Consider the following 18,762-nt stretch of genomic DNA (forward strand, 5'->3'; position numbering starts at 1 on the left):
GTAGAACTTCTATAATACCATTTCGAGACTTTCTAGACTATTGATGTTAATTAACTTCACCGTTTTATCGATTTTCTTAATTAGACCTGTCAATACATTACCTGGCCCAATTTCAACAAACGTATCTACCCCTTGCTCAATTAGAAAGCGAATACTATCTTCCCATAGAACAGGTGAGTAAACTTGTTCAACTAAGAGTTCACGAATACGATCCCCACTAGTAACCAACTCTGCTGTTACATTAGCTACGACTGGGACTTTAGGTTCATGGAAAGGAACGGCATTCAACTCAACAGCAAGCTGTTCCGCTGCTACTTTCATCATCGATGAATGGAAAGGACCGCTCACTTCAAGCGCGATTGCCCTTTTGCCACCCGCTTCCTTGACCCGCTCGCTTACAGCTGTAACACCTAACTGAGAACCCGAAATAACAATCTGTCCAGGACAATTAATATTGGCTAGTTCAACAATATGTCCACTCTCACTAACTTGGGCACATAATTGTGATAATGCCTCACGATCAGCCCCTAGTACTGCTGCCATAGCACCTTCGCCGCCAGGAACGGCCTGTTCCATATAATGACCACGCGCACGAACAATCGCTACCGCATCCTCTAAGGAAAGAACCCCCGCAGCTACAAGAGCACTATATTCACCTAAGCTATGCCCAGCAACAAAGTCTGGTTGTATCCCTTTTAGCCGTAAAGCTTCTAAATAGGCAATACTTGTAGCTAATAAAGCCGGTTGTGTATTAAAGGTCTGCTTCAATTCTGAATCTGGGCCTTCAAAGATCATCGTCGATAGATCGAAATCTAATACTTTATCAGCAATTTCAAAGACCTCTCGAGAAGGAGGAACGGCATCATATAGATCTTTTCCCATGCCTACCGTTTGAGCTCCTTGTCCCGGAAATACAAATGCCATTTTCCCCATGGTCCATCTCCTCAAGAACAAACTTCTTCTTTGTTTATCATAATATTACCAAACAAGAACACAAGCTCCCCAAGTTAATCCGCCACCGAAACCGACCATTAAGACCGTGTCGCCTTCTTTCATTCGGCCTTGCTCTGCTGCTTCTACAAGTGCAAGTGGAATAGAGGCTGCTGACGTATTCGCGTACTTATCCACATTAATAACGCATTTCTCTGGTGGTAAATCCAATCGATTCATAGCAGATTGAATAATACGTATGTTCGCTTGATGTGGTACAAATAGATCAATTTCTTCCTTGGTCTTCCCAGCTTTAGCCATAACTGCCTCAGTTGCGGAACCCATAACACGTACCGCGAATTTAAACACTTCGCGACCGTTCATGTAAATGTAATGCTTCTTGTCTTCAATCGTTGCAGATGATGCTGGTTCACGTGAACCCCCAGCTGCAAGATTTAGCAAGTGACCGCCTGATCCTTCAGCTCCCAGATCAAAGGATAAGAAACCTCTTCCTTCTGGCACTTCACCTATAACAACCGCGCCAGCTCCGTCTCCAAACAATACACAAGTATTACGGTCCGTATAATCTGTAATTCTCGATAAACAATCAGCACCAATGATAAGGGCATTATTATACATCCCAGTTTTAATAAAATTCGTAGCTGTAGCTAAGCTATATACGAATCCAGAACAAGCTGCTGATAGATCGAATGCCGCTGCCTTCTTAGCCCCTAACTTCTCTTGAAGTATACAAGCTGTCGATGGAAAGAATGTATCCGGTGTAACAGTAGCCACAATGATCAAATCAAGTTGATCTGCTGTCATCCCAGCGGATTCTAATGCTTTTATAGCAGCTTCATAGGCAAGATCCGATGTAGCCTGCTCTGGTGCAGCAATATGCCGTTCTTTTATACCTGTACGACTTACAATCCATTCGTCATTGGTATCAACCATCTTCTCCAGATCACTATTCGTAAGAATCTTCTCTGGAACATACTTCCCTGTACCTAGTATCCCTACCGCACGTAATTCCTTCATCCCGTCACTCACTTCCCGCTAATTTCCTTTGATATACTCGGTACCAATTCATTCTCAAGGGCAATTCTTGTCTGTCTTACTGCATTCTTGATGGCATTTCCATCTGAAGAGCCGTGGCTTTTCATTACTAGACTACTTAATCCAAGCAGAGGCGCAGCTCCAGCTTCAGTATAATCTAATTTCTTCTTTAGTGCTTTTAACTGAGGCATCAATAATGCAGCCCCCATCTTACTCTTAAAAGATTGGCTAAATTGCTCCTTCAGTAAACTGAACATAGCTCCAGCAGTTCCTTCAATGCTCTTCAGTAGAATATTTCCGGCAAATCCATCACATACAAGCACATCACAATTACCAGACATGACATCACGTGCTTCAACATTACCCACAAAGTGAATCGGCATCTCCTGTAAAAGAGGAAAAGCCTCCTTCGTCAGCTCATTACCCTTACCTGGTTCAACTCCCACATTAAGAAGACCTACACGTGGTTTAGCGATACCCTGTACCTTCTGACGGTATAAGCTACCCATTAGGCCGAATTGAGCCAAATGTTGTGGCTTAGAATCCATATTAGCACCTAGGTCTAAGGCAAGCACCCCAACCTCATCTAACGTAGGAATCATAGGGGCCAATGCTGGACGTTCTATGCCTTCCATGCGACCGACGACGAGTAATCCTGTAGTCATAAGTGCCCCCGTATTGCCAGCGGAAATCAAAGCATCTGCACTACCTTCCTTCAGCATCCGTCCCGCAACGACCATAGAGGCATCTTTCTTACGACGCACTGCTTTAACAGGCTCATCTTCAGAGTTGATTACTTCACTCGCATGCTCGATGATAACATTAGCAGGTAATGTCTGACCATTAAGTAACGACTCTATCTGAGCTCGGTCTCCTACGAGAATAATCTCTATGTCTTTCCATTCAGCGGCAGCCGCTAGCGCCCCATCTATATTAGACTGAGGAGCATGGTCTCCACCCATAGCATCAATGGCGATCCTCATGCTGCATTCCTCCCTCGTTGTTCTCTTCCACAGTGGATCTGTAAATAAGGAAATTGCCTTGGAAGACCATTTCATCACCCACGTAGGTAAACACTTCAACTTTGGCCTTACCTTTATGATTAGCCATATTTCTGACATAGGCTTTAGCTATACACTTTTCTCCTAAATGAACAGAACGAAGGAATCGAATATCAGACGACGCTGTCAATGCAATCTCATCATTAATGACAGCTACTGCTAACGAGTTCGCTTGTCCAAATACATAATGCCCACGGGCAATGTGTGTTCGGGAGAATACATGTTCATCTCGAATTTCAAATATGGAAATGCCGCTCTTGTCCAACTGCAAGTCCACGATCTCCCCCACCACTTCATTCAAAGGTAAGGAGCGGACTTGATCATGCGAATGCTCCGCCATCTGCTTCATCCGTTCGCGTAGCTCCGGTATTCCTAGTTCCATTCGATCTAAACGAATCGTTTGGATGCTAACTTTTAATTCTCGTGTCAGTTCACGATCCGTGACAAATGGATTCGCTTCGATCAACTCCATCAACTGCCGATGGCGCATCTTCTTAGGTAATCGTTCGATGACGGTACACCTCCTTACATCTTTTAAATAGAAGCTTACAACCATTTATAGAAATATATAAAATTATTTTATTTTAGAACCTGGTACTAATATGTAGTATAAATCATGATGCCTTAAAAAGAAAGTCCCCTCGTAATCCTCTAGTATACCTATACTTTCTTATATTTCAAAAAAAATAGCACCTCACCAAAGATGAAGTACTACTTGTTTGTTAATTACTGCGAAATAATTTCTCTCGATTTGTACGTTCCGCACACTTTACATACGTGGTGAGCAAGCTTCAATTCTCCGCATTGTTCACATTTCACCATACCCGGCACTGCCAGTTTAAAGTGAGTACGACGTTTGTCACGACGTGTTTTGGACGTTCTTCTTTGAGGTACTGCCATGTTCCCACCTCCTTATTTCAATCAACTCGTCAATAACGAGAAGAATGTTACATCATTGTTGTTCAAAAAAATCTTTCAGCGCCGCAAGCCGTGGATCGACTACTTTCGTGTCGCAGTTGCATGTGCTTACATTCAAGTCTGTCCCGCACTTCTGGCAAAGTCCTTTGCAGGATGCCTTACATAACGGAATCTGAGGCAGATACAGCAGAAAAGCTTCTTCCACAAATGGGACAAGATCCACAACATCATCTTCCACGTAAATGATATCACTATCTTCATCCTGAATCTCTTCAGACTGCTTCACCAACTTGAAGATTTCATGAAACGGAATGTACAATTGCTCAGGAACTTCTGTCAAACAGCGCGAACACGCCATATCAACTTGTCCAGTAAGCTTACCTTGAACCTCTACCGTGTCATCACCCACAAAAGACGCTTCTAAATCGACATGAACCGATTCTGCAGCAATAATATCTTTGCGACCTTCAATGGCACGATCTACATTCACTTGTTCTTGAAAATGTAAGGGTCCGTCTAACTTTACAATTTTACGAAATTCAAAATGCACTTTTATCACTCCAAACAAACAAAAATTATTATACCGAGATATGAGTAGGTTTGTCAACAAGAATCACATTACACACCGTTATTCTTTCTGAACTTGATCATAATTATGATATATTTTTAAAGAACCCTATAATTAAGTAATAACGACTTCGCTGTCGTTATAGATCAATAAATTTATCAAGGAGTTGAGCTCAAATTGGGTACAGTTGTAGGCATTATTGTGGAATACAATCCATTACATAACGGTCATGTCCATCATTATAACAGAGCCAAAGAGATTTCGGGAGCAGAACATTCCATCGCTATTCTTAGTGGCCCTTTCTTACAGCGTGGTGAACCTGCACTTCTGAGTAAATATGCACGTGCAGAGATGGCCCTCGAGATGGGTGTGGACTTAGTTATAGAGTTACCCATCCATTATGCTGTTCAGCCAGCAGAATGGTTCGCGTATGGTGCTGTGTCCTTACTAGAAGCTACGGGTATCGTGGATAGTCTTTGTTTTGGAACAGAGAGTGGCACGCTTACTCAACTTCTACCCCTTGCAAAGGAACTTGCTAATGAGAATAACACGTTGAAGCAGGAGCTTACCCGATTATTAGATCAAGGTATCAATTACCCGACCGCGTATAGCTCAGCAGCAGGTGCACTGTTTACTAGTGATGAAGAAAAGGAGAATATTCGTCAACTCCTTCTACAGCCTAATCACACGTTGGCTCTTCACTACCTTATAGCGCTTGAACGTCTCGGTAGTGCCATTGTTCCCCTAACCATCCCAAGAGAAAAAGCGGGTTATCATGATATTACTCCTTCACATTCTAACATCGCGAGTGCTACTGCTGTTCGAAAGCTCATTCTAGATAACGACTTAGATACGGCAACTTCGTATGTTCCGCCATACACGTTAGAGATCATGCGTAGAGAATTTGCAGCCGGGCGCGGGCCCATTCATTGGGAGTCGTTCAGACAGCCTCTAATGCATCTATTAATGACACACACGACATCCCAGCTGTCTCTATTGCATGAAGTTACAGAAGGCTTAGAATACCGAATTAAGAAGCTTCTGCCTGTTCTATCCCAAGTAACTATCATGGAACTACTCCATAGCTTGAAAACAAAGCGTTATACCCATACAAAATTACAACGTATGTTGACGCACATCTTACTTCAGCATACAAAAGAAGAGATGTCACCCACCAATTTATTAGAGGGACCTGGATATTTACGGATTCTCGGTTTTAATAGTCATGGTCAACAACTGCTAAAACGTATGAAGAAAACCGCAACTTTGCCAATGGTAATCAAAGCTTCTACTCTCACTCATCATCATCTTGAACGAGACTTACAAGCCGCAAATGCATATGCCAACGCCTACAATCAACCCAACACTCGTGAAATATTCAGAGATTATTATGAGCCACCTATTAGGAAGTAGTCTGAAGTTGATCCATATAATGCAAAGCGTCATCCAAAGTTGATACTGGAATCAGCTTCATCTTGGTTCCAATATCATCCGCTTTAATCTTGGCCTCGTTGTAGTTGTCTTTAGGAACGAAAAAGAACTGTGCATTCTCACGATCTGCTGCAACGATTTTATGTTTGACTCCGCCAATAGGCCCTACAGTGCCATCTGCTGAAATTGTACCTGTACCGGCAACACGGTAACCTTTTGACAAATCCCCAGGTGTCAATTGATTATAGATTTCCATCGTGAACATAAGTCCTGCGGAAGGGCCACCCACCTTCGTATTCAGAAACTCAACTTGTTTTTGAGGATCTTTCGCAGTCACTTTCTGCATCGCACCAATCATAATACCCAGTCCAGGTCGAGTGGTGTTTGTCTCACTATCTTGGATAGATACTAAGGGAACCTTCTCAACAATCATTTTTCCGGCTCTCTCTAACTTCACCGATACAATATCACCGATATTCTTGCTCTTTAAGAGCGTTGCTAAGTCCACATTATTACCGATCGGCTTCAAGTCGACTTCAAGAACCTTATCTCCCGGTTGGAAGTACTGGCTATTCGTAGAATCTTTAGGTGTAGAGAATACAAATAGATAATCCGTTAATATTTCATAAGGTACATCAGCTTCCTCATATGCAGCTTCAACAGCAGATGATTGTGAGTCACTCATATAAAACAACTGTTCCGCTGCATATTCCTCTTTACTCTTATCACCTAATCTAGTTTCCTTCTTATCCACTTCCGCATGCGAGTTAAAAGCAGAGAATGCCAGTAGTGCAATATTAGCGTAACTTGCTGATACCGTTGTCATCATAAAGGTTCCTTGCTCCGTACTATCGCCATCTTTTACCGTAATCATAGGCTTTACCTCTTCTGCACTACCTGGCTGGTATACGATATACGGTGTCGGCATGTAGACCACAACATAACAAACAAGGACGATTATAAAGATATACTTGAACACCCTTATGGCTTGTGATTTATTATTAGAACCCTTCATATTCTTCTCTTCCCCCTGCATCTTTCAGATCCAAGCTGGTATTATGTTCCTCATCAACGCATAAATTGGGTATTACATAGCTTGTTTCATTGCGATACGGCTCTGCAATATTTATTTACATGAGGTGATAATGACCATGTTTAGTCGCAGCAAATATCTATTCAGGCCTTCTTCGATCACGTTCTTATTAGGCATTCTTTCCTTTTTACTTGTCGTGGGAATCGTTAGTTCTCCTGAACAGACCTTTCAAGCATCATTACAGGGACTATCGATGTGGTGGCATATTGTTTTCCCCTCATTGCTTCCTTTTCTCGTACTTTCCGAAATGCTTATAGCCTATGGATGGGTTCATGGGATTGGAGTCCTATTAGAACCCCTTATGAGAAAAGTGTTCGGCCTACCTGGAGTTAGTGGATGGGCGCTAACTATGGGAATGACAACAGGTTTCCCTGGTGGTGCTCATTCCACATTACAATTGGTCGATCAAGGCGAGCTCACCCCACGTGAAGCGGAACGGGTCACTTGGCTATCTCACTTCTGTAACCCCATGACGCTCATTATTTTCGTCGGAATCGGTTTATTTAATAGACCATCAGCAGGTTATTGGCTACTAGGTATCCATTGGATTACTGGTATTCTTGCTTTTTTAACATACACATTTCTCAGCAAACGTATTAGACATCATAAATCAGCAAACCCAGTCATCGTCCAAGGGGGTATTCAACATTCTCAGCCTCCTCTGATCCGAAGAGTATGGATTGCCATGGATAAGGCCCACGTTCGGGATGGTCGAAGCTTCGGCAAACTTCTGGGTGAGTCGGTAAGTCACGCCGTTCAGACACTGATGGTCGTTGGAGGATATATTATCATCATGGCCGTCATCATTCATCTGGTAAGCTATTATATGATCCCCGGAGTCCCTTCATATTACGTAGCTGGAATATTTGAACTTCATTTGGGAGCGAAGGCGATCAGCTCAAGCACGGTTCTAACACCCGCTATCCAATGGTCGTTACTGTCAGCCATGCTTGGATGGAGCGGGGTATGTGCTCTGTTACAATCGATCTCACCCCTAGCCAAAATAGGGATAAGACGCTTACCTTTTATTATAATTAGATTGTTACATGGCGCTTATGCTTTCGGACTAACATTACTCATATGGAAGCCCCTACAACGCTTTGTTCTTGAATCCGAGCCCGCATTCTCTTATTTGCCTAGCTACTCCACGCACACAAGAGAAACTTCCGGTCTGTGGTCTAGCATACCTGTCATGTTAGAATGGCAAGTTCTCGTATTACTTAGCTTACTTCTAGCATCATTAGGAATCGTCTTATTTACTTCTCGTCGTTCCCATTAAACTTCTGATGTAAGGCTTGTCCAACTTCTGGAGAAACCCATTCTGTCAGGTCACCATTGAAATGGGCAATCTCTTTGACCAGACTTGAACTTAAATAGGAGTATTTAGGATTTGTCATCATAAATATCGTCTCTGCATCAGGGTTCAATTTATGATTTGTAGAAGCGAGTTGTAGCTCATATTCAAAATCCGTCACCGTCCGAATACCGCGTACAATAACATGTGCATCTTTATCTCTTACATAATTAGCTAGGAGGTCACGAAAGCTATCCACTTGCACATTTGGAATATTGGCTGTTACCTGTCTCAACAGTTCCTTACGTTCTTCAACAGTAAACAATGCATTCTTACTGAGATTATTCAACACAGCCACAATAAGAATATCGAATTGCTTTGAAGCCCGTAATATAATATCCATATGTCCTAGAGTAACCGGATCGAAACTTCCCGGATATACTCCTACGCGTGGTACATTAATCTGTTCTTTCATGATGTTCCTCCTCGATCTTTTCACCTAAGTTATACTCATAAATAGTAATGGCAGATTCCCCGTACAACGCTTTACGAGTACAAAAGAAATGACCAAACTCATCTGGATATTCGTATTTCGACTCATGTTCAATGACGATAGTTGCTAGATCTTGAAGTAACGATCTCTCGTGCATTTGCTGTAGTAAATCGTCCGCGTTCTTCATGCGATACGGGGGATCTAGAAATACGGCATCCACAAGAACGCCACGCTTAGCAAGAACTTTGATCGCTCTCTCCGCGTCATTACGGAACACTTCACTTTGACTCTCCAATCGAGTAGCCTTAAGATTCGCATGGATTGTCTCAATACTTTTGGGATCCATATCAATGAATATACCGTGTTCCATACCTCGACTCAGAGCCTCAATGCCCAAGCCTCCTGTTCCAGCAAATAAATCCAGTACAGTCCCTCCTTCAAAATAAGGACCAATCATGCTGAACACAGCTTCTTTCACTTTATCTGTCGTCGGTCTTGTTCCCGTTCCAGGAACACTCTTTAAAGGTCTCCCCTTTGCGCTTCCCGATACCACTCTCACTAGTTCTATTCACCCATTCTCTATCTGAAGTCCAATGCTTTATTTAGCATTTTTATGACGATATCGTACCACACAATAGCTTACTTTGAAAAACCATCAACATTTGGATGTAGGTTTATTTATCTATTATGTATAAAAAAGACCGTACAGGGAATGCTTACTTTATCGGCATCAAAAGAATGTCGTAGACAACCGTAGAAGACTTACGTTTCCCCATAAGCTCTTCGTCCGGTTTCTCCTCTCCCATGAGGACGCCCTGCAAGGGGCGTCCAATTTTTTTTGATTCCAAAACCAATTTCTTAACCATTTTGTTTCGGTTGCCCTGACGCTTCCCGCAGGATATCCGCTAATCGCCCTATTTCCTTTTTTTCCGTTGGTGTTTTAGCAGCTCCCCATGCTGGTTTTAAATATTTATCAATAATGGCGTTAGCATCTTTCATATCCACTTTGGGTAACTCCTCTTTTTTTGAATAAAAATTTTGCAAGTACTTCGTTGGATCTACCACTCCGATCTCTGTTTCCGTGTAACCAAATAAAGGCGAATCTGCCTTGCGGATCTCATAATGCAGATGTTCACCCGTGCTCTGTCCCGTACTACCTTGAAGTCCCACCTCCTGATTTCTCCGTACCCGATCACCCACTTTGACAGACGCTTTCAACAGATGAGCATAACAATGCAAATAACCATTCACGTCTTTGATCGCCACCACGATCCCATATCCTCCAAATCCCGAACCCTTCACACCTTCCTTACCATAAATGACTTCACCAGGAACAAATGCGTATATCGGTCCGTTGGATGGGATAGTAACAAGATCGATTCCCTTGTGAAATTTAAGTACTTTATATACTGGATGCATACGCAATCCGAATGGGCTCGTTTGTCTATATGATTCAAATGGATTCAATATTAGCCCTCCGATTCTCAGATGTAATATAATCTGCTAGCGTTCTTTATTGAGGCATCAGACCAAAATAACCTGGGAGCAGACGCCCCAGGTTATTTATATTATAGGATTATTAACAAAGACCTAGACCTAACGTAATGATGACCAATAGAATAAAGAGTACAAGAATTGCTCCTGTTGATGTGAAAGGTGAACCACATCCAGCTCCAACTCCTCCAACTGCTCCATAACCGCTCATGTATTTTCCTCCTTTCAAAGGAAATTAAATCTTACCATCTGTTAAAGTTCAGGACAGGCAATTATATTCTACATTTTGGTCGATCGTGATGTTTGAATTATTCCATGAAGCTTAGAGAATAAACGCACGTGTAATAATAACCAATAAGATGAACAGAACCAAAATTGCACCAGTTGATGTGAAAGGACTCGGGCCAACTCCATAGCCAACTTCGCTCATTTCAATTCCTCCCTTCCCTTTAACATATTGTAGGATATGTAGCAGAGGGTCCCCGCGGTCTAGTCATTCCCCCATTTTAAAGAGCGATTTACGCCCATTTCAACAATCACAACCGAAAATGGCCATTCAAAAGGAGACCCTATGCAGAGCCTCCCCATGTTAACAATTCAATTACCAACCACAGTTTCACAATTCTTTCGGCTCTTGATCACGTTTTCTTTGATCGACAAGACCTAAATCTCCTAGCTCTCGATATTTCCTCATCCACACCTTGAGTCGTCCAATATCGGCAATTCCAAGTATAGCAGCGACCTCTTTCTTGGTCATACCTTGAAGACGCATATCTACAGCCTTTTTCTTCGTATCCAGACTATAAGAACTAAATACTTGTCCTTTCTTAGCCAATATAATCACCTCAAGATATTTATCGGACACAAGAGGTCATTATATAATCTTTTTCATACCGTCGTTTAGAATAAGATCTTTCATATTTGTTTGAAAGGAACTGTTGGTTGGCCTTTAATACCTGTATGGACTCGAAAAAGATTTCCGGATAGAGGTTGCGCTTCCATATCTTCATCTTTCATTCCGGCGCAGGCTGTTGTGATGTATAGATCTTCCAAATCACTACCGCCAAATACACATGAAGTCACATGACCAGCCGGTACCTCAATGGTATCTAAAAGATCACCCGTATGTGGATTCCAACGTCCCACCCTTCCTCCATCCCACTCTGCAATCCACAGCATTCCTTCCGAATCCACTGTCATTCCATCCGGGAAGCCAGCATCTTCTGGCATCTTAAATGCTACTCGGCGGTTACTGATCGAACCCGTAATTCCATCATAATCAAAGGCATCTACTTGACTAGTCGGTGTGTCAATATAATACATTACTGAACCATCTGGACTCCATCCTAATCCATTCGACGTTGACACATTAGATAATACCTTACGAATGGATGAGTCATGATCTAGACAGTAAAGCGACCCACGGTTCTTCTGATCTTCAAGACTCATCGTCCCTGCCCAGAATCGGCCAAACGGATCGCATTTCCCGTCATTAAATCGATTGTTAGGGTGATCCTGTTCAGGGTTAACAATAAATGTAAGTTCTCCTGTAGATAACCGATATTTATGAAAACCTTCATATAATGCTACAATAACCTCATCTTCACGATAAGGAACAACAGCACCAATTAACTGCCCCACTTCATAAGTAACATTTTCTCCCGAATCAGGATAATAGATATGTAATTGATGACTCTCGATATCCACCCACAACAATCTATTCCCTTCTGCGTCCCAACTTGGACCTTCTCCTAATGTAGCATTTGTAGGAACAACGACTTTCAATGGTTCCATACGTAATAACCTCCTTTTAACAAATCCTTAGTTGTTGTCTCGATTCCATGAGAATCCTATAGCATTTAAAAATTCATGTGTTAGGGTCATATGGCCTCTCTGACCAGGGTGTACACGATCCCAGCTTGTCGATAGTGATGATAGATATACGTGTTCAGATAACTGATCGAATACTTGTTGTGTATTCACAAATATAACATCAAATTCTTCAGCAATTTTCTTCACTATACCACCATACACATCCATCGTGGCACGCATGAGATCATTCAAATTAGGTTCCAAATAATAAGGACTCATCAACACTAGTCCTTTCACTAATGGCAATGTATCTCGAACAAGTTCTCGAAGAGTATTCTCATATTCATCAAGATAGACGTGTTCCTTCGGATTTAACGCTTGGTCGAATTGACGCCATACATCATTCGTCCCAATCATTATAGATAACCAATCTGGCTTTAAATCTAGCACATCACTTTGCCAACGTGTCTTCAAATGACGTACTGTATCTCCTCCTATGCCCGTATTTAACGTACGAATCATAAGCTCTGGATAAACAGCATTCAATAATGCATCTACTTGAGCTACATACCCATACCCAAGTTGATTAAATCCACCTTCCCCTACAGGAAACTGGCGTCCACAATCCGTAATTGAATCTCCAATAAATAAAAGCGTATCATTCTTTGTAAGCTTCATCTTTTATTCCTCTCCTTAATCATCATCATTATATTATTCTCTATATGAAACCACTTACATTTTAATATGGGAAGTTGTCCCAGTCTATAACTAATATAATAAAGACAATAAGTTAGTATAATGTACGGTATTGCTCAGGTGTCACTCCTTCAATTCGCCGAAATGTCGCCACAAAATGACTAACATCCCTAAACCCGACGTAGTGGGCTGTATCCTTCACTGTAACGCTAGAGTCACCTGTCATTCTTTCCTTCGCTTTACGAATTCGAAGCATAATTAAATAAGCATATGCTGTCATACCAAAACTCTGTTTAAACATGGTGTTCAAATGACGCGAACTAATTCTTATCTCGAGTCCCATACGTTCAAGTCCTAGATTCGGATCACCATAGTTCCGTTCCATTAAAGAGAGAACTGGTGTAAGCCGCTCGATCGCATGTGAAATGGACGGTAAATTATTAATTTGACCATGTTTCTTCAATAAGATGAGGAATCGATAGATATCTCCCGACACATCAAGTTCAGATACTTCCCGGTCGCTAGCAATGGAATCTAATACCCGTGAAGCATAGTTCTGCAACTCACTTTTCTGATCCCACTGGTAAAAGGAAGATTGATTCAACCCTAGAGAGGACAGGATTACGTTTGCTTGTGAACCCATAAAGGTGATATACACTGTCTCCCATGTGTTCATAGTCGGCTTATATTCATGAGGTTCATTTGGAAGTAATAGAACGCCTGAATGTTCCTTCAATAATAATGTGGTTCCACCAAAAGTAAATTCACCTTCTCCACGAACCGTCTGCAACCAGTGATAACAAGGATAACCACTAGGTCTATTAAAGTCCTCTTGCGCTTGATTGAATCCAATACTTTCCATATATAGTGGTAGCTGTCGTTCTCTAAAGTTGGTAAAAAATCGACGATGCTGAGCGTGCATACAATTCCCCTTTCCAATTCATCAAAAATACAACATTAAAGTTCCGAATTGTTATATAAGGTATACCTTTTATTATATTTTAAAGGGAATATAAATACTATAAGATAGTATTATTCTTATATGAAGAGGTGAAGGACTTGATCAGTAATAAACTACCCAAAATGTTCTACGGCGGCGATTATAATCCTGAACAATACGATCAGGCAACCCATGTAGAAGATTTACGCATGTTTAAATTAGCTGGAATTGACATTGCTACGATTAATGTATTCTCTTGGGCACTTAATCAACCTGATGAAGATACATATAACTTCGAATGGCTTGACGAATTAATCGATAGTCTATATAACAGTGGCGTCTATGTTTGTTTAGCAACAAGTACAGCAGCACATCCCGCTTGGATGGCGACCAAATATCCTGACGTTCTACGCGTAGATACAGATGGACATAAACGGAAATTTGGTGGACGTCACAATTCTTGTCCAAACAGTCCTACTTACCGTAAATACTCCGAACGTATTGCTCATAAATTAGCAGAGCGTTACAAGGATCACCCTGCCATTCTCGTATGGCATGTATCCAATGAGTATGGTGGCGAATGTTATTGCGATAACTGTGCAGCTGGATTCCGTGTATGGTTGAAAGAACAGTATGGTACTATAGAGAACCTTAACCGGGCTTGGAATGCTAACTTCTGGGGACATACTTTCTATGATTGGGAAGAAATAGTTCCGCCAACGAACCTCAGTGAGCATTGGGGTAATAACAATTCCACCTTCCAAGGCATTTCACTTGATTATTCTAGATTTAACTCGGATGGAATTCTGGATTGCTACCGTTTGGAATACGATGCGATCAAATCAGTCATTCCAGATTCTATGATTACAACGAATCTAATGGGATTCTTCAAGCCTCTTGATTACTTCAAGTGGGCTAAATACATGGACATCATCTCATGGGACAGTTATCCAGGCCTTGATACCCCTGTAAGCTTCACAGCGATGGCTCATGACCTCATGCGTGGACTTAAAGACGGACAACCCTTCATGTTGATGGAACAGACACCAAGCCAACAGAATTGGCAAGCCTATAACTCCCTCAAGCGTCCAGGCATTATGCGTTTGTGGAGTTACCAAGCTGTAGCTCATGGTGCAGATACAATCATGTTCTTCCAAATGCGTCGCTCTGCAGGTGCTTGTGAGAAATACCATGGTGCGGTAATCGAACATGTCGGTCATGAGAATACTCGTGTATTCCGCGAAGTAGCTGAAGTAGGTAGAGAACTTCAATTACTAGGAGATAAAACATTAGATACGGTGACAGAATCCAAAGTTGGAATTCTATTCGATTGGGAGAACTGGTGGGCAGTAGAGAAATCTAGCGGACCTACCATTGCACTCAATTATGTAGATCAAGTTCACAAATATTACGCTGCTCTTTTCCGTCGTAACATTTCTACAGATATCATCAGTGTAGATAGTGACTTCAGCAAATACGATATCGTAATTTCACCAGTCCTATACATGGTTAAACCAGGTGTAGCTAAGAAACTAGAAGACTTTGTTCAAGCTGGGGGTACATTTTTAACGACATTCTTCAGTGGAATTGTTAACGAAACAGATTTGGTTACTTTAGGTGGTTACCCAGGTGAACTTCGCAAGTTGTTAGGAATTTGGGTAGAAGAAATTGATGCCCTATTCCCTGATGCACGCAACAAGATTGTCATGACCAATACCCTTGGAGATCTTCAAGGCGATTACAACTGTAGCTTGTTATGCGATTTATTGCATAGTGAAGGCGCTGAAGTATTAGCTGAATATGGCGAAGACTTCTATCAAGGCATGCCTGTATTAACTCGCAATTCATTTGGCAAAGGTGAAGCATGGTATGTGGCATCTGATCCAGAAGATAGCTTCATTGACGGCCTTCTGAAATCACTTTGTGATGCGAAAGGAATTGAACCATTACTAGTGACTCCTGCAGGTGTTGAAGTGAGTCGTCGTTCCAAAGAGGGTCAAGATTATCTATTCGTAATGAATCATAATGCAACAGAGCAATCATTCGAACTCGGACAACTTCAAGCTCGTGATTTGCTTACAGAGACAGATCTTAAAGGTTCGGTCCAAATCGCAGGTCGAGGTGTACAGATTTTAGAAATGAAATAACAAATAATCAAAAATAAAGGCGACTTTTCATTCAGAATTGAATGGGAAATCGCCTTTATTTATGTTCTGCTCGAGGTCATTCATTTGACGAAGCATATTATCTTTAGGTACGACGGTACCGCTATCGCTTTTACGAAATCGTTCCGTCCTCTGCGCTACCTTAAGCATATTTTTGCAACTTCTCAACCGTAATAAAAGAAAATTGCCCATTTTTGACAAAATGGAAGTTCGACCAACTGGATTTAGAAGAAGATATTCCACAGAATCACCTCGTTCGTCTCGTCAATGCAGCCGTAAATCGGCTGGACGATGATCTTTGACGTAGCCTATTCCGGTGGTGGAAGGGACAGCTACCATCTTAAAATGCTTACCCAAGTCATTCACACCAACACCCAGCGTATCTATTCTTCCCGTCAAATTGCAAAATTTACGGCGGAGATTACTGCTTCATGGCATGGAAAAAGTAACGCTAGGTCGGGTGGTTTTCACTTACCCACAATCTACTGAAACACGCCGCGATTGATCAAAAACGCAGAGTAGCGATCCTCCAATAATGGGAGAATCGCTACTCTGTTGACTTTTTTACTGATTGAGAATGATGAAAATGTACTTATGGAACAGCCCCTATAAGTTCTATATAATTGATATCCTAATTTATCCTCAAATCGTGAACTGCTCCATTTTTTCTTTAAGCTGATTGGAGGCATTCTCTAGATTCTCTGAGAGAGTAACGAGTATCCCACTGATGATCTGTTGTTCATTGCTAAGTGATGCTACTTCTTCGGATGTTGCAGAAGACTCTTCTGCTACAGAACTCACGTTACCCATGGCTTCCGTCAGTACCACTTGAGATTGATTCAAGCCTTCAATGGATACCGTTACAACTTCAAGGTGGTTAACCAAATTCATCATTTCATCTTGTACGGATGCAAAAATATGGTTCGTATCCTTCACCGCTGTCACTTGCTGACCGAACATCGGTGTAACTTCAGATAAAACAATAACCGTCTCGTTCACTTCGTTCATAATCTGATCTGTAATCTGACCCACGATGTCAATCGATTGTCTGGATTGCTCAGCAAGTTTCCGAATTTCATCAGCTACCACCATAAACCCTTTACCAGCCGCTCCTGCACGTGCTGCTTCGATTGTAGCATTGAGTGACAATATATTCGTCTGTTTCGTAATATCATGCATGACATCTAACACCTTAATAACAGATGATGCTGTTTCCTTAAGACCCATCGCCTTATCCACTAACTTCCCTGTCATTTCTTCTGTAGCATTCGTTACTTTCAGAAGTTCTTCAAGCTGCATCATGCCTTGTCCACTTGACTCACTTACATTTTGAACAGCTTCTCCCATCTCACGATTAGTAGCCATAACATGACACATTTGACTAGAAATCTGCTCTGTGAGTTCATTTCCATCTTCTGCTTCCTCAGCTAACTTGGTAGCTCCAATAGCAATTTCCTCCGTAGCTGTTGCAATCTCTTGTGCTGATATCGCTGTCTTTCTAGATGCATCGCCAAGTTCTCCTGCTGTCTCAAGCACTACCTGTGCCGTCTGATTGGTTTTGCTTACCAAGGCCGTGATTTGTTCCATCATGCTATTAAATGAAATTGACAATCTACCAATTTCATCTCGACTTTGGGCTTTCATTCTAACTTTCAGGTTACCTTTAGCTGCTTCGTTCATTAAACTCCCCATTAAACCTAATGGGCGGGATATCGCTCTAGCCATCCATAGGCCTACTAGTATAGCAATAAGTGCAACGATCGCTGCGGTTATATACGTAGTCAGCAATATTTTTTTTGCGTCTTTTACTAAATTGGCAATTGGAACAATACTTAGAAGCTTCCACTCCGAACTATCCAACGTACTGTAAACGGTTAGTACAGCATTCCCATTAGCATCTTTAGCTTGTATGCTTCCCATATCTTCCTGCCCATCCTTAGCAACCAAATCAGTAGAAAGTTTCTTGTTAGCACCTGAAAAGGCCACTAATTGGTTATCTGTTGCGACAAGTTGGATGGCTGTGTTGTCTCCTAAATCAATTTTTTCCAGCTCAGCTGTAATTATGCTTGTTTTGAAGTCTACTACAATCATGTATCCCGACTTACCAAACAACGATTTAGCAAATCGAAACACAGAAGAGTTCTCCACGTCATCTACCTTTAGCTCATCGCTCATCCAAGTTGAACTACCCGCTTCTTGAAGAGTCTTATACCAATCTTTTTCTTTCACATGATCTAAAAAATGGTCTACCGTAGTCCCTGTTGCGATATTTACCACTTGATCATTAGAAGGTATTAAATAGACCCCTAATACTCCTTTATTTGCAAATACCCAGTTGCCCAATTCATTAGATAATTTATTCTTCAATAGGTCACGTTCGTTATCTTCGAGACTCGATAAAGATGCTTGTCTAACCCAATCCTTAAACGCTGGGGTGAACAATGATTTCTCAATCGATTCTTCATAATTATTCAGTATTAAGTTAAGTCTCTCCGCTGTCTGATTGATCATCTGTTGATTGGATATCTTAGCATTATTCTGGATTGTTGCTTTGGACATTTGATAGGATATAATACCTAGTGATAGGACAAATATCATCGAACCTATGAAAAAAATAAGAAATAAGCGAACCCCTACAGACTCAGATGGTTTCATTAATATGACATGTAACCAAGACTTTCTACCAGCCACTTTGGTATCATCTTTTGTTGACTTTGTCTTTCTACCCATCCTGATCACTACTTTCTTTTCATAAATATCTATGTATATAGACCCACAAGAATAATATATAATATATTCCTTTATTTTACT

21 protein-coding genes and 1 pseudogene are annotated in these 18,762 nt (G+C 41.5%); 4 read left to right on the forward strand and 18 right to left on the reverse strand.

Annotated features, from left to right (window positions below):
• Positions 1-9: 9 nt before the first annotated feature.
• The 6 genes from fabD to AC1D69_RS11560 form a co-directional block, all read right to left on the reverse strand.
• Positions 10-933: an ACP S-malonyltransferase gene (gene fabD, locus AC1D69_RS11535; RefSeq protein WP_495456301.1), complete on the reverse strand. Its 924-nt coding sequence runs from the start codon at positions 931-933 to the stop codon at positions 10-12.
• 45 nt (positions 934-978) lie between these two features.
• A complete protein-coding gene (locus tag AC1D69_RS11540) occupies positions 979-1,968 on the reverse strand; it encodes a beta-ketoacyl-ACP synthase III (RefSeq protein ID WP_495456302.1) in 990 nt (329 codons plus the stop codon).
• A gap of 8 nt (positions 1,969-1,976) precedes the next feature.
• Complete coding sequence (gene plsX, locus AC1D69_RS11545) at positions 1,977-2,969, reverse strand: phosphate acyltransferase PlsX (protein WP_495456303.1); 993 nt, start codon at positions 2,967-2,969, stop codon at positions 1,977-1,979.
• On the reverse strand, positions 2,953-3,603 hold the full coding sequence (gene fapR, locus AC1D69_RS11550; protein WP_495456304.1) for a transcription factor FapR: 651 nt from the start codon (positions 3,601-3,603) through the stop codon (positions 2,953-2,955). Before fapR ends, plsX begins: the two co-directional genes overlap by 17 nt.
• A 170-nt stretch (positions 3,604-3,773) precedes the next feature.
• A complete protein-coding gene (gene rpmF, locus AC1D69_RS11555; RefSeq protein ID WP_036645943.1) occupies positions 3,774-3,947 on the reverse strand; it encodes a 50S ribosomal protein L32 in 174 nt (57 codons plus the stop codon).
• Between the two features lie 52 nt (positions 3,948-3,999).
• The gene (locus AC1D69_RS11560; protein ID WP_495456305.1) at positions 4,000-4,515 is read right to left on the reverse strand and encodes a YceD family protein; all 516 of its coding nucleotides are present in this window, start codon (positions 4,513-4,515) and stop codon (positions 4,000-4,002) included.
• A gap of 195 nt (positions 4,516-4,710) precedes the next feature.
• Between AC1D69_RS11560 and AC1D69_RS11565 the strand changes: the two genes are divergently transcribed.
• On the forward strand, positions 4,711-5,946 hold the full coding sequence (locus AC1D69_RS11565) for a nucleotidyltransferase (protein ID WP_495456306.1): 1,236 nt from the start codon (positions 4,711-4,713) through the stop codon (positions 5,944-5,946).
• Here AC1D69_RS11565 and AC1D69_RS11570 read toward each other — a convergent pair.
• Complete coding sequence (locus AC1D69_RS11570) at positions 5,936-6,979, reverse strand: SepM family pheromone-processing serine protease (RefSeq protein WP_495456307.1); 1,044 nt, start codon at positions 6,977-6,979, stop codon at positions 5,936-5,938. The genes AC1D69_RS11565 and AC1D69_RS11570 overlap by 11 nt on opposite strands.
• A 136-nt stretch (positions 6,980-7,115) precedes the next feature.
• Here AC1D69_RS11570 and AC1D69_RS11575 point away from each other — a divergent pair, with 136 nt between their 5' ends.
• Positions 7,116-8,336 (forward strand): nucleoside recognition domain-containing protein, encoded by a 1,221-nt coding sequence (locus AC1D69_RS11575; protein ID WP_495456308.1) that lies wholly within the window; start codon positions 7,116-7,118, stop codon positions 8,334-8,336.
• Here AC1D69_RS11575 and coaD read toward each other — a convergent pair.
• The 9 genes from coaD to AC1D69_RS11620 all read right to left on the reverse strand — a co-directional run bounded on the left by coaD (position 8,314) and on the right by AC1D69_RS11620 (position 13,768).
• Positions 8,314-8,826: a pantetheine-phosphate adenylyltransferase gene (gene coaD, locus AC1D69_RS11580; protein ID WP_495456309.1), complete on the reverse strand. Its 513-nt coding sequence runs from the start codon at positions 8,824-8,826 to the stop codon at positions 8,314-8,316. The two genes, AC1D69_RS11575 and coaD, sit on opposite strands and share 23 nt — an antisense overlap.
• The gene (rsmD, locus tag AC1D69_RS11585) at positions 8,810-9,403 is read right to left on the reverse strand and encodes a 16S rRNA (guanine(966)-N(2))-methyltransferase RsmD (RefSeq protein WP_495456310.1); all 594 of its coding nucleotides are present in this window, start codon (positions 9,401-9,403) and stop codon (positions 8,810-8,812) included. The genes coaD and rsmD overlap by 17 nt, the downstream gene beginning before the upstream one ends.
• A gap of 299 nt (positions 9,404-9,702) precedes the next feature.
• Positions 9,703-10,311: a M23 family metallopeptidase gene (locus AC1D69_RS11590; protein WP_495456311.1), complete on the reverse strand. Its 609-nt coding sequence runs from the start codon at positions 10,309-10,311 to the stop codon at positions 9,703-9,705.
• Between the two features lie 112 nt (positions 10,312-10,423).
• On the reverse strand, positions 10,424-10,549 hold the full coding sequence (locus tag AC1D69_RS11595; protein WP_495456312.1) for a YjcZ family sporulation protein: 126 nt from the start codon (positions 10,547-10,549) through the stop codon (positions 10,424-10,426).
• A gap of 111 nt (positions 10,550-10,660) precedes the next feature.
• Complete coding sequence (locus AC1D69_RS11600; RefSeq protein WP_495456313.1) at positions 10,661-10,768, reverse strand: YjcZ family sporulation protein; 108 nt, start codon at positions 10,766-10,768, stop codon at positions 10,661-10,663.
• Between the two features lie 186 nt (positions 10,769-10,954).
• Positions 10,955-11,173, reverse strand: a complete 219-nt coding sequence (locus AC1D69_RS11605; RefSeq protein WP_495456314.1) for a helix-turn-helix domain-containing protein — start codon at positions 11,171-11,173, stop codon at positions 10,955-10,957.
• Positions 11,174-11,253: 80 nt separating this feature from the next.
• Positions 11,254-12,132, reverse strand: a complete 879-nt coding sequence (locus AC1D69_RS11610) for an SMP-30/gluconolactonase/LRE family protein (RefSeq protein WP_495456315.1) — start codon at positions 12,130-12,132, stop codon at positions 11,254-11,256.
• 27 nt (positions 12,133-12,159) lie between these two features.
• Positions 12,160-12,828, reverse strand: coding sequence for an SGNH/GDSL hydrolase family protein (locus AC1D69_RS11615; protein WP_495456316.1), 669 nt, complete (start codon positions 12,826-12,828; stop codon positions 12,160-12,162).
• Positions 12,829-12,940: 112 nt separating this feature from the next.
• A complete protein-coding gene (locus tag AC1D69_RS11620) occupies positions 12,941-13,768 on the reverse strand; it encodes an AraC family transcriptional regulator (RefSeq protein WP_495456317.1) in 828 nt (275 codons plus the stop codon).
• A gap of 137 nt (positions 13,769-13,905) precedes the next feature.
• Here AC1D69_RS11620 and AC1D69_RS11625 point away from each other — a divergent pair, with 137 nt between their 5' ends.
• On the forward strand, positions 13,906-15,933 hold the full coding sequence (locus AC1D69_RS11625) for a beta-galactosidase (protein ID WP_495456318.1): 2,028 nt from the start codon (positions 13,906-13,908) through the stop codon (positions 15,931-15,933).
• A gap of 27 nt (positions 15,934-15,960) precedes the next feature.
• Here AC1D69_RS11625 and AC1D69_RS11630 read toward each other — a convergent pair whose 3' ends face one another.
• A complete protein-coding gene (locus AC1D69_RS11630) occupies positions 15,961-16,101 on the reverse strand; it encodes a hypothetical protein (protein ID WP_495456319.1) in 141 nt (46 codons plus the stop codon).
• A 44-nt stretch (positions 16,102-16,145) separates the two neighbouring features.
• On the opposite strand from AC1D69_RS11630, the pseudogene AC1D69_RS11635 reads away from it, so the two are divergent.
• Positions 16,146-16,371: pseudogene (locus AC1D69_RS11635) on the forward strand (transposase); the annotation flags it as partial.
• 222 nt (positions 16,372-16,593) lie between these two features.
• Here AC1D69_RS11635 and AC1D69_RS11640 read toward each other — a convergent pair.
• Positions 16,594-18,681, reverse strand: a complete 2,088-nt coding sequence (locus AC1D69_RS11640) for a methyl-accepting chemotaxis protein (protein WP_495456320.1) — start codon at positions 18,679-18,681, stop codon at positions 16,594-16,596.
• Positions 18,682-18,762 lie beyond the last annotated feature (81 nt).

Source organism: Paenibacillus sp. Y301 (assembly GCF_059445505.1).

What these genes read in the sequence shown, in the direction of transcription:
- fabD (WP_495456301.1), bottom strand. Translation starts at nt 933, where the DNA reads ATGGGGAAAATGGCATTTGTATTTCCGGGACAAGGAGCTCAAACGGTA.
- AC1D69_RS11540 (WP_495456302.1), bottom strand. Translation starts at nt 1,968, where the DNA reads ATGAAGGAATTACGTGCGGTAGGGATACTAGGTACAGGGAAGTATGTT.
- plsX (WP_495456303.1), bottom strand. Translation starts at nt 2,969, where the DNA reads ATGAGGATCGCCATTGATGCTATGGGTGGAGACCATGCTCCTCAGTCT.
- fapR (WP_495456304.1), bottom strand. Translation starts at nt 3,603, where the DNA reads ATGGTTGTAAGCTTCTATTTAAAAGATGTAAGGAGGTGTACCGTCATC.
- rpmF (WP_036645943.1), bottom strand. Translation starts at nt 3,947, where the DNA reads ATGGCAGTACCTCAAAGAAGAACGTCCAAAACACGTCGTGACAAACGT.
- AC1D69_RS11570 (WP_495456307.1), bottom strand. Translation starts at nt 6,979, where the DNA reads ATGAAGGGTTCTAATAATAAATCACAAGCCATAAGGGTGTTCAAGTAT.
- AC1D69_RS11575 (WP_495456308.1), top strand. Translation starts at nt 7,116, where the DNA reads ATGTTTAGTCGCAGCAAATATCTATTCAGGCCTTCTTCGATCACGTTC.
- coaD (WP_495456309.1), bottom strand. Translation starts at nt 8,826, where the DNA reads ATGAAAGAACAGATTAATGTACCACGCGTAGGAGTATATCCGGGAAGT.
- AC1D69_RS11595 (WP_495456312.1), bottom strand. Translation starts at nt 10,549, where the DNA reads ATGAGCGGTTATGGAGCAGTTGGAGGAGTTGGAGCTGGATGTGGTTCA.
- AC1D69_RS11600 (WP_495456313.1), bottom strand. Translation starts at nt 10,768, where the DNA reads ATGAGCGAAGTTGGCTATGGAGTTGGCCCGAGTCCTTTCACATCAACT.
- AC1D69_RS11610 (WP_495456315.1), bottom strand. Translation starts at nt 12,132, where the DNA reads ATGGAACCATTGAAAGTCGTTGTTCCTACAAATGCTACATTAGGAGAA.
- AC1D69_RS11615 (WP_495456316.1), bottom strand. Translation starts at nt 12,828, where the DNA reads ATGAAGCTTACAAAGAATGATACGCTTTTATTTATTGGAGATTCAATT.
- AC1D69_RS11620 (WP_495456317.1), bottom strand. Translation starts at nt 13,768, where the DNA reads ATGCACGCTCAGCATCGTCGATTTTTTACCAACTTTAGAGAACGACAG.
- AC1D69_RS11630 (WP_495456319.1), bottom strand. Translation starts at nt 16,101, where the DNA reads ATGCTTAAGGTAGCGCAGAGGACGGAACGATTTCGTAAAAGCGATAGC.
- AC1D69_RS11640 (WP_495456320.1), bottom strand. Translation starts at nt 18,681, where the DNA reads ATGGGTAGAAAGACAAAGTCAACAAAAGATGATACCAAAGTGGCTGGT.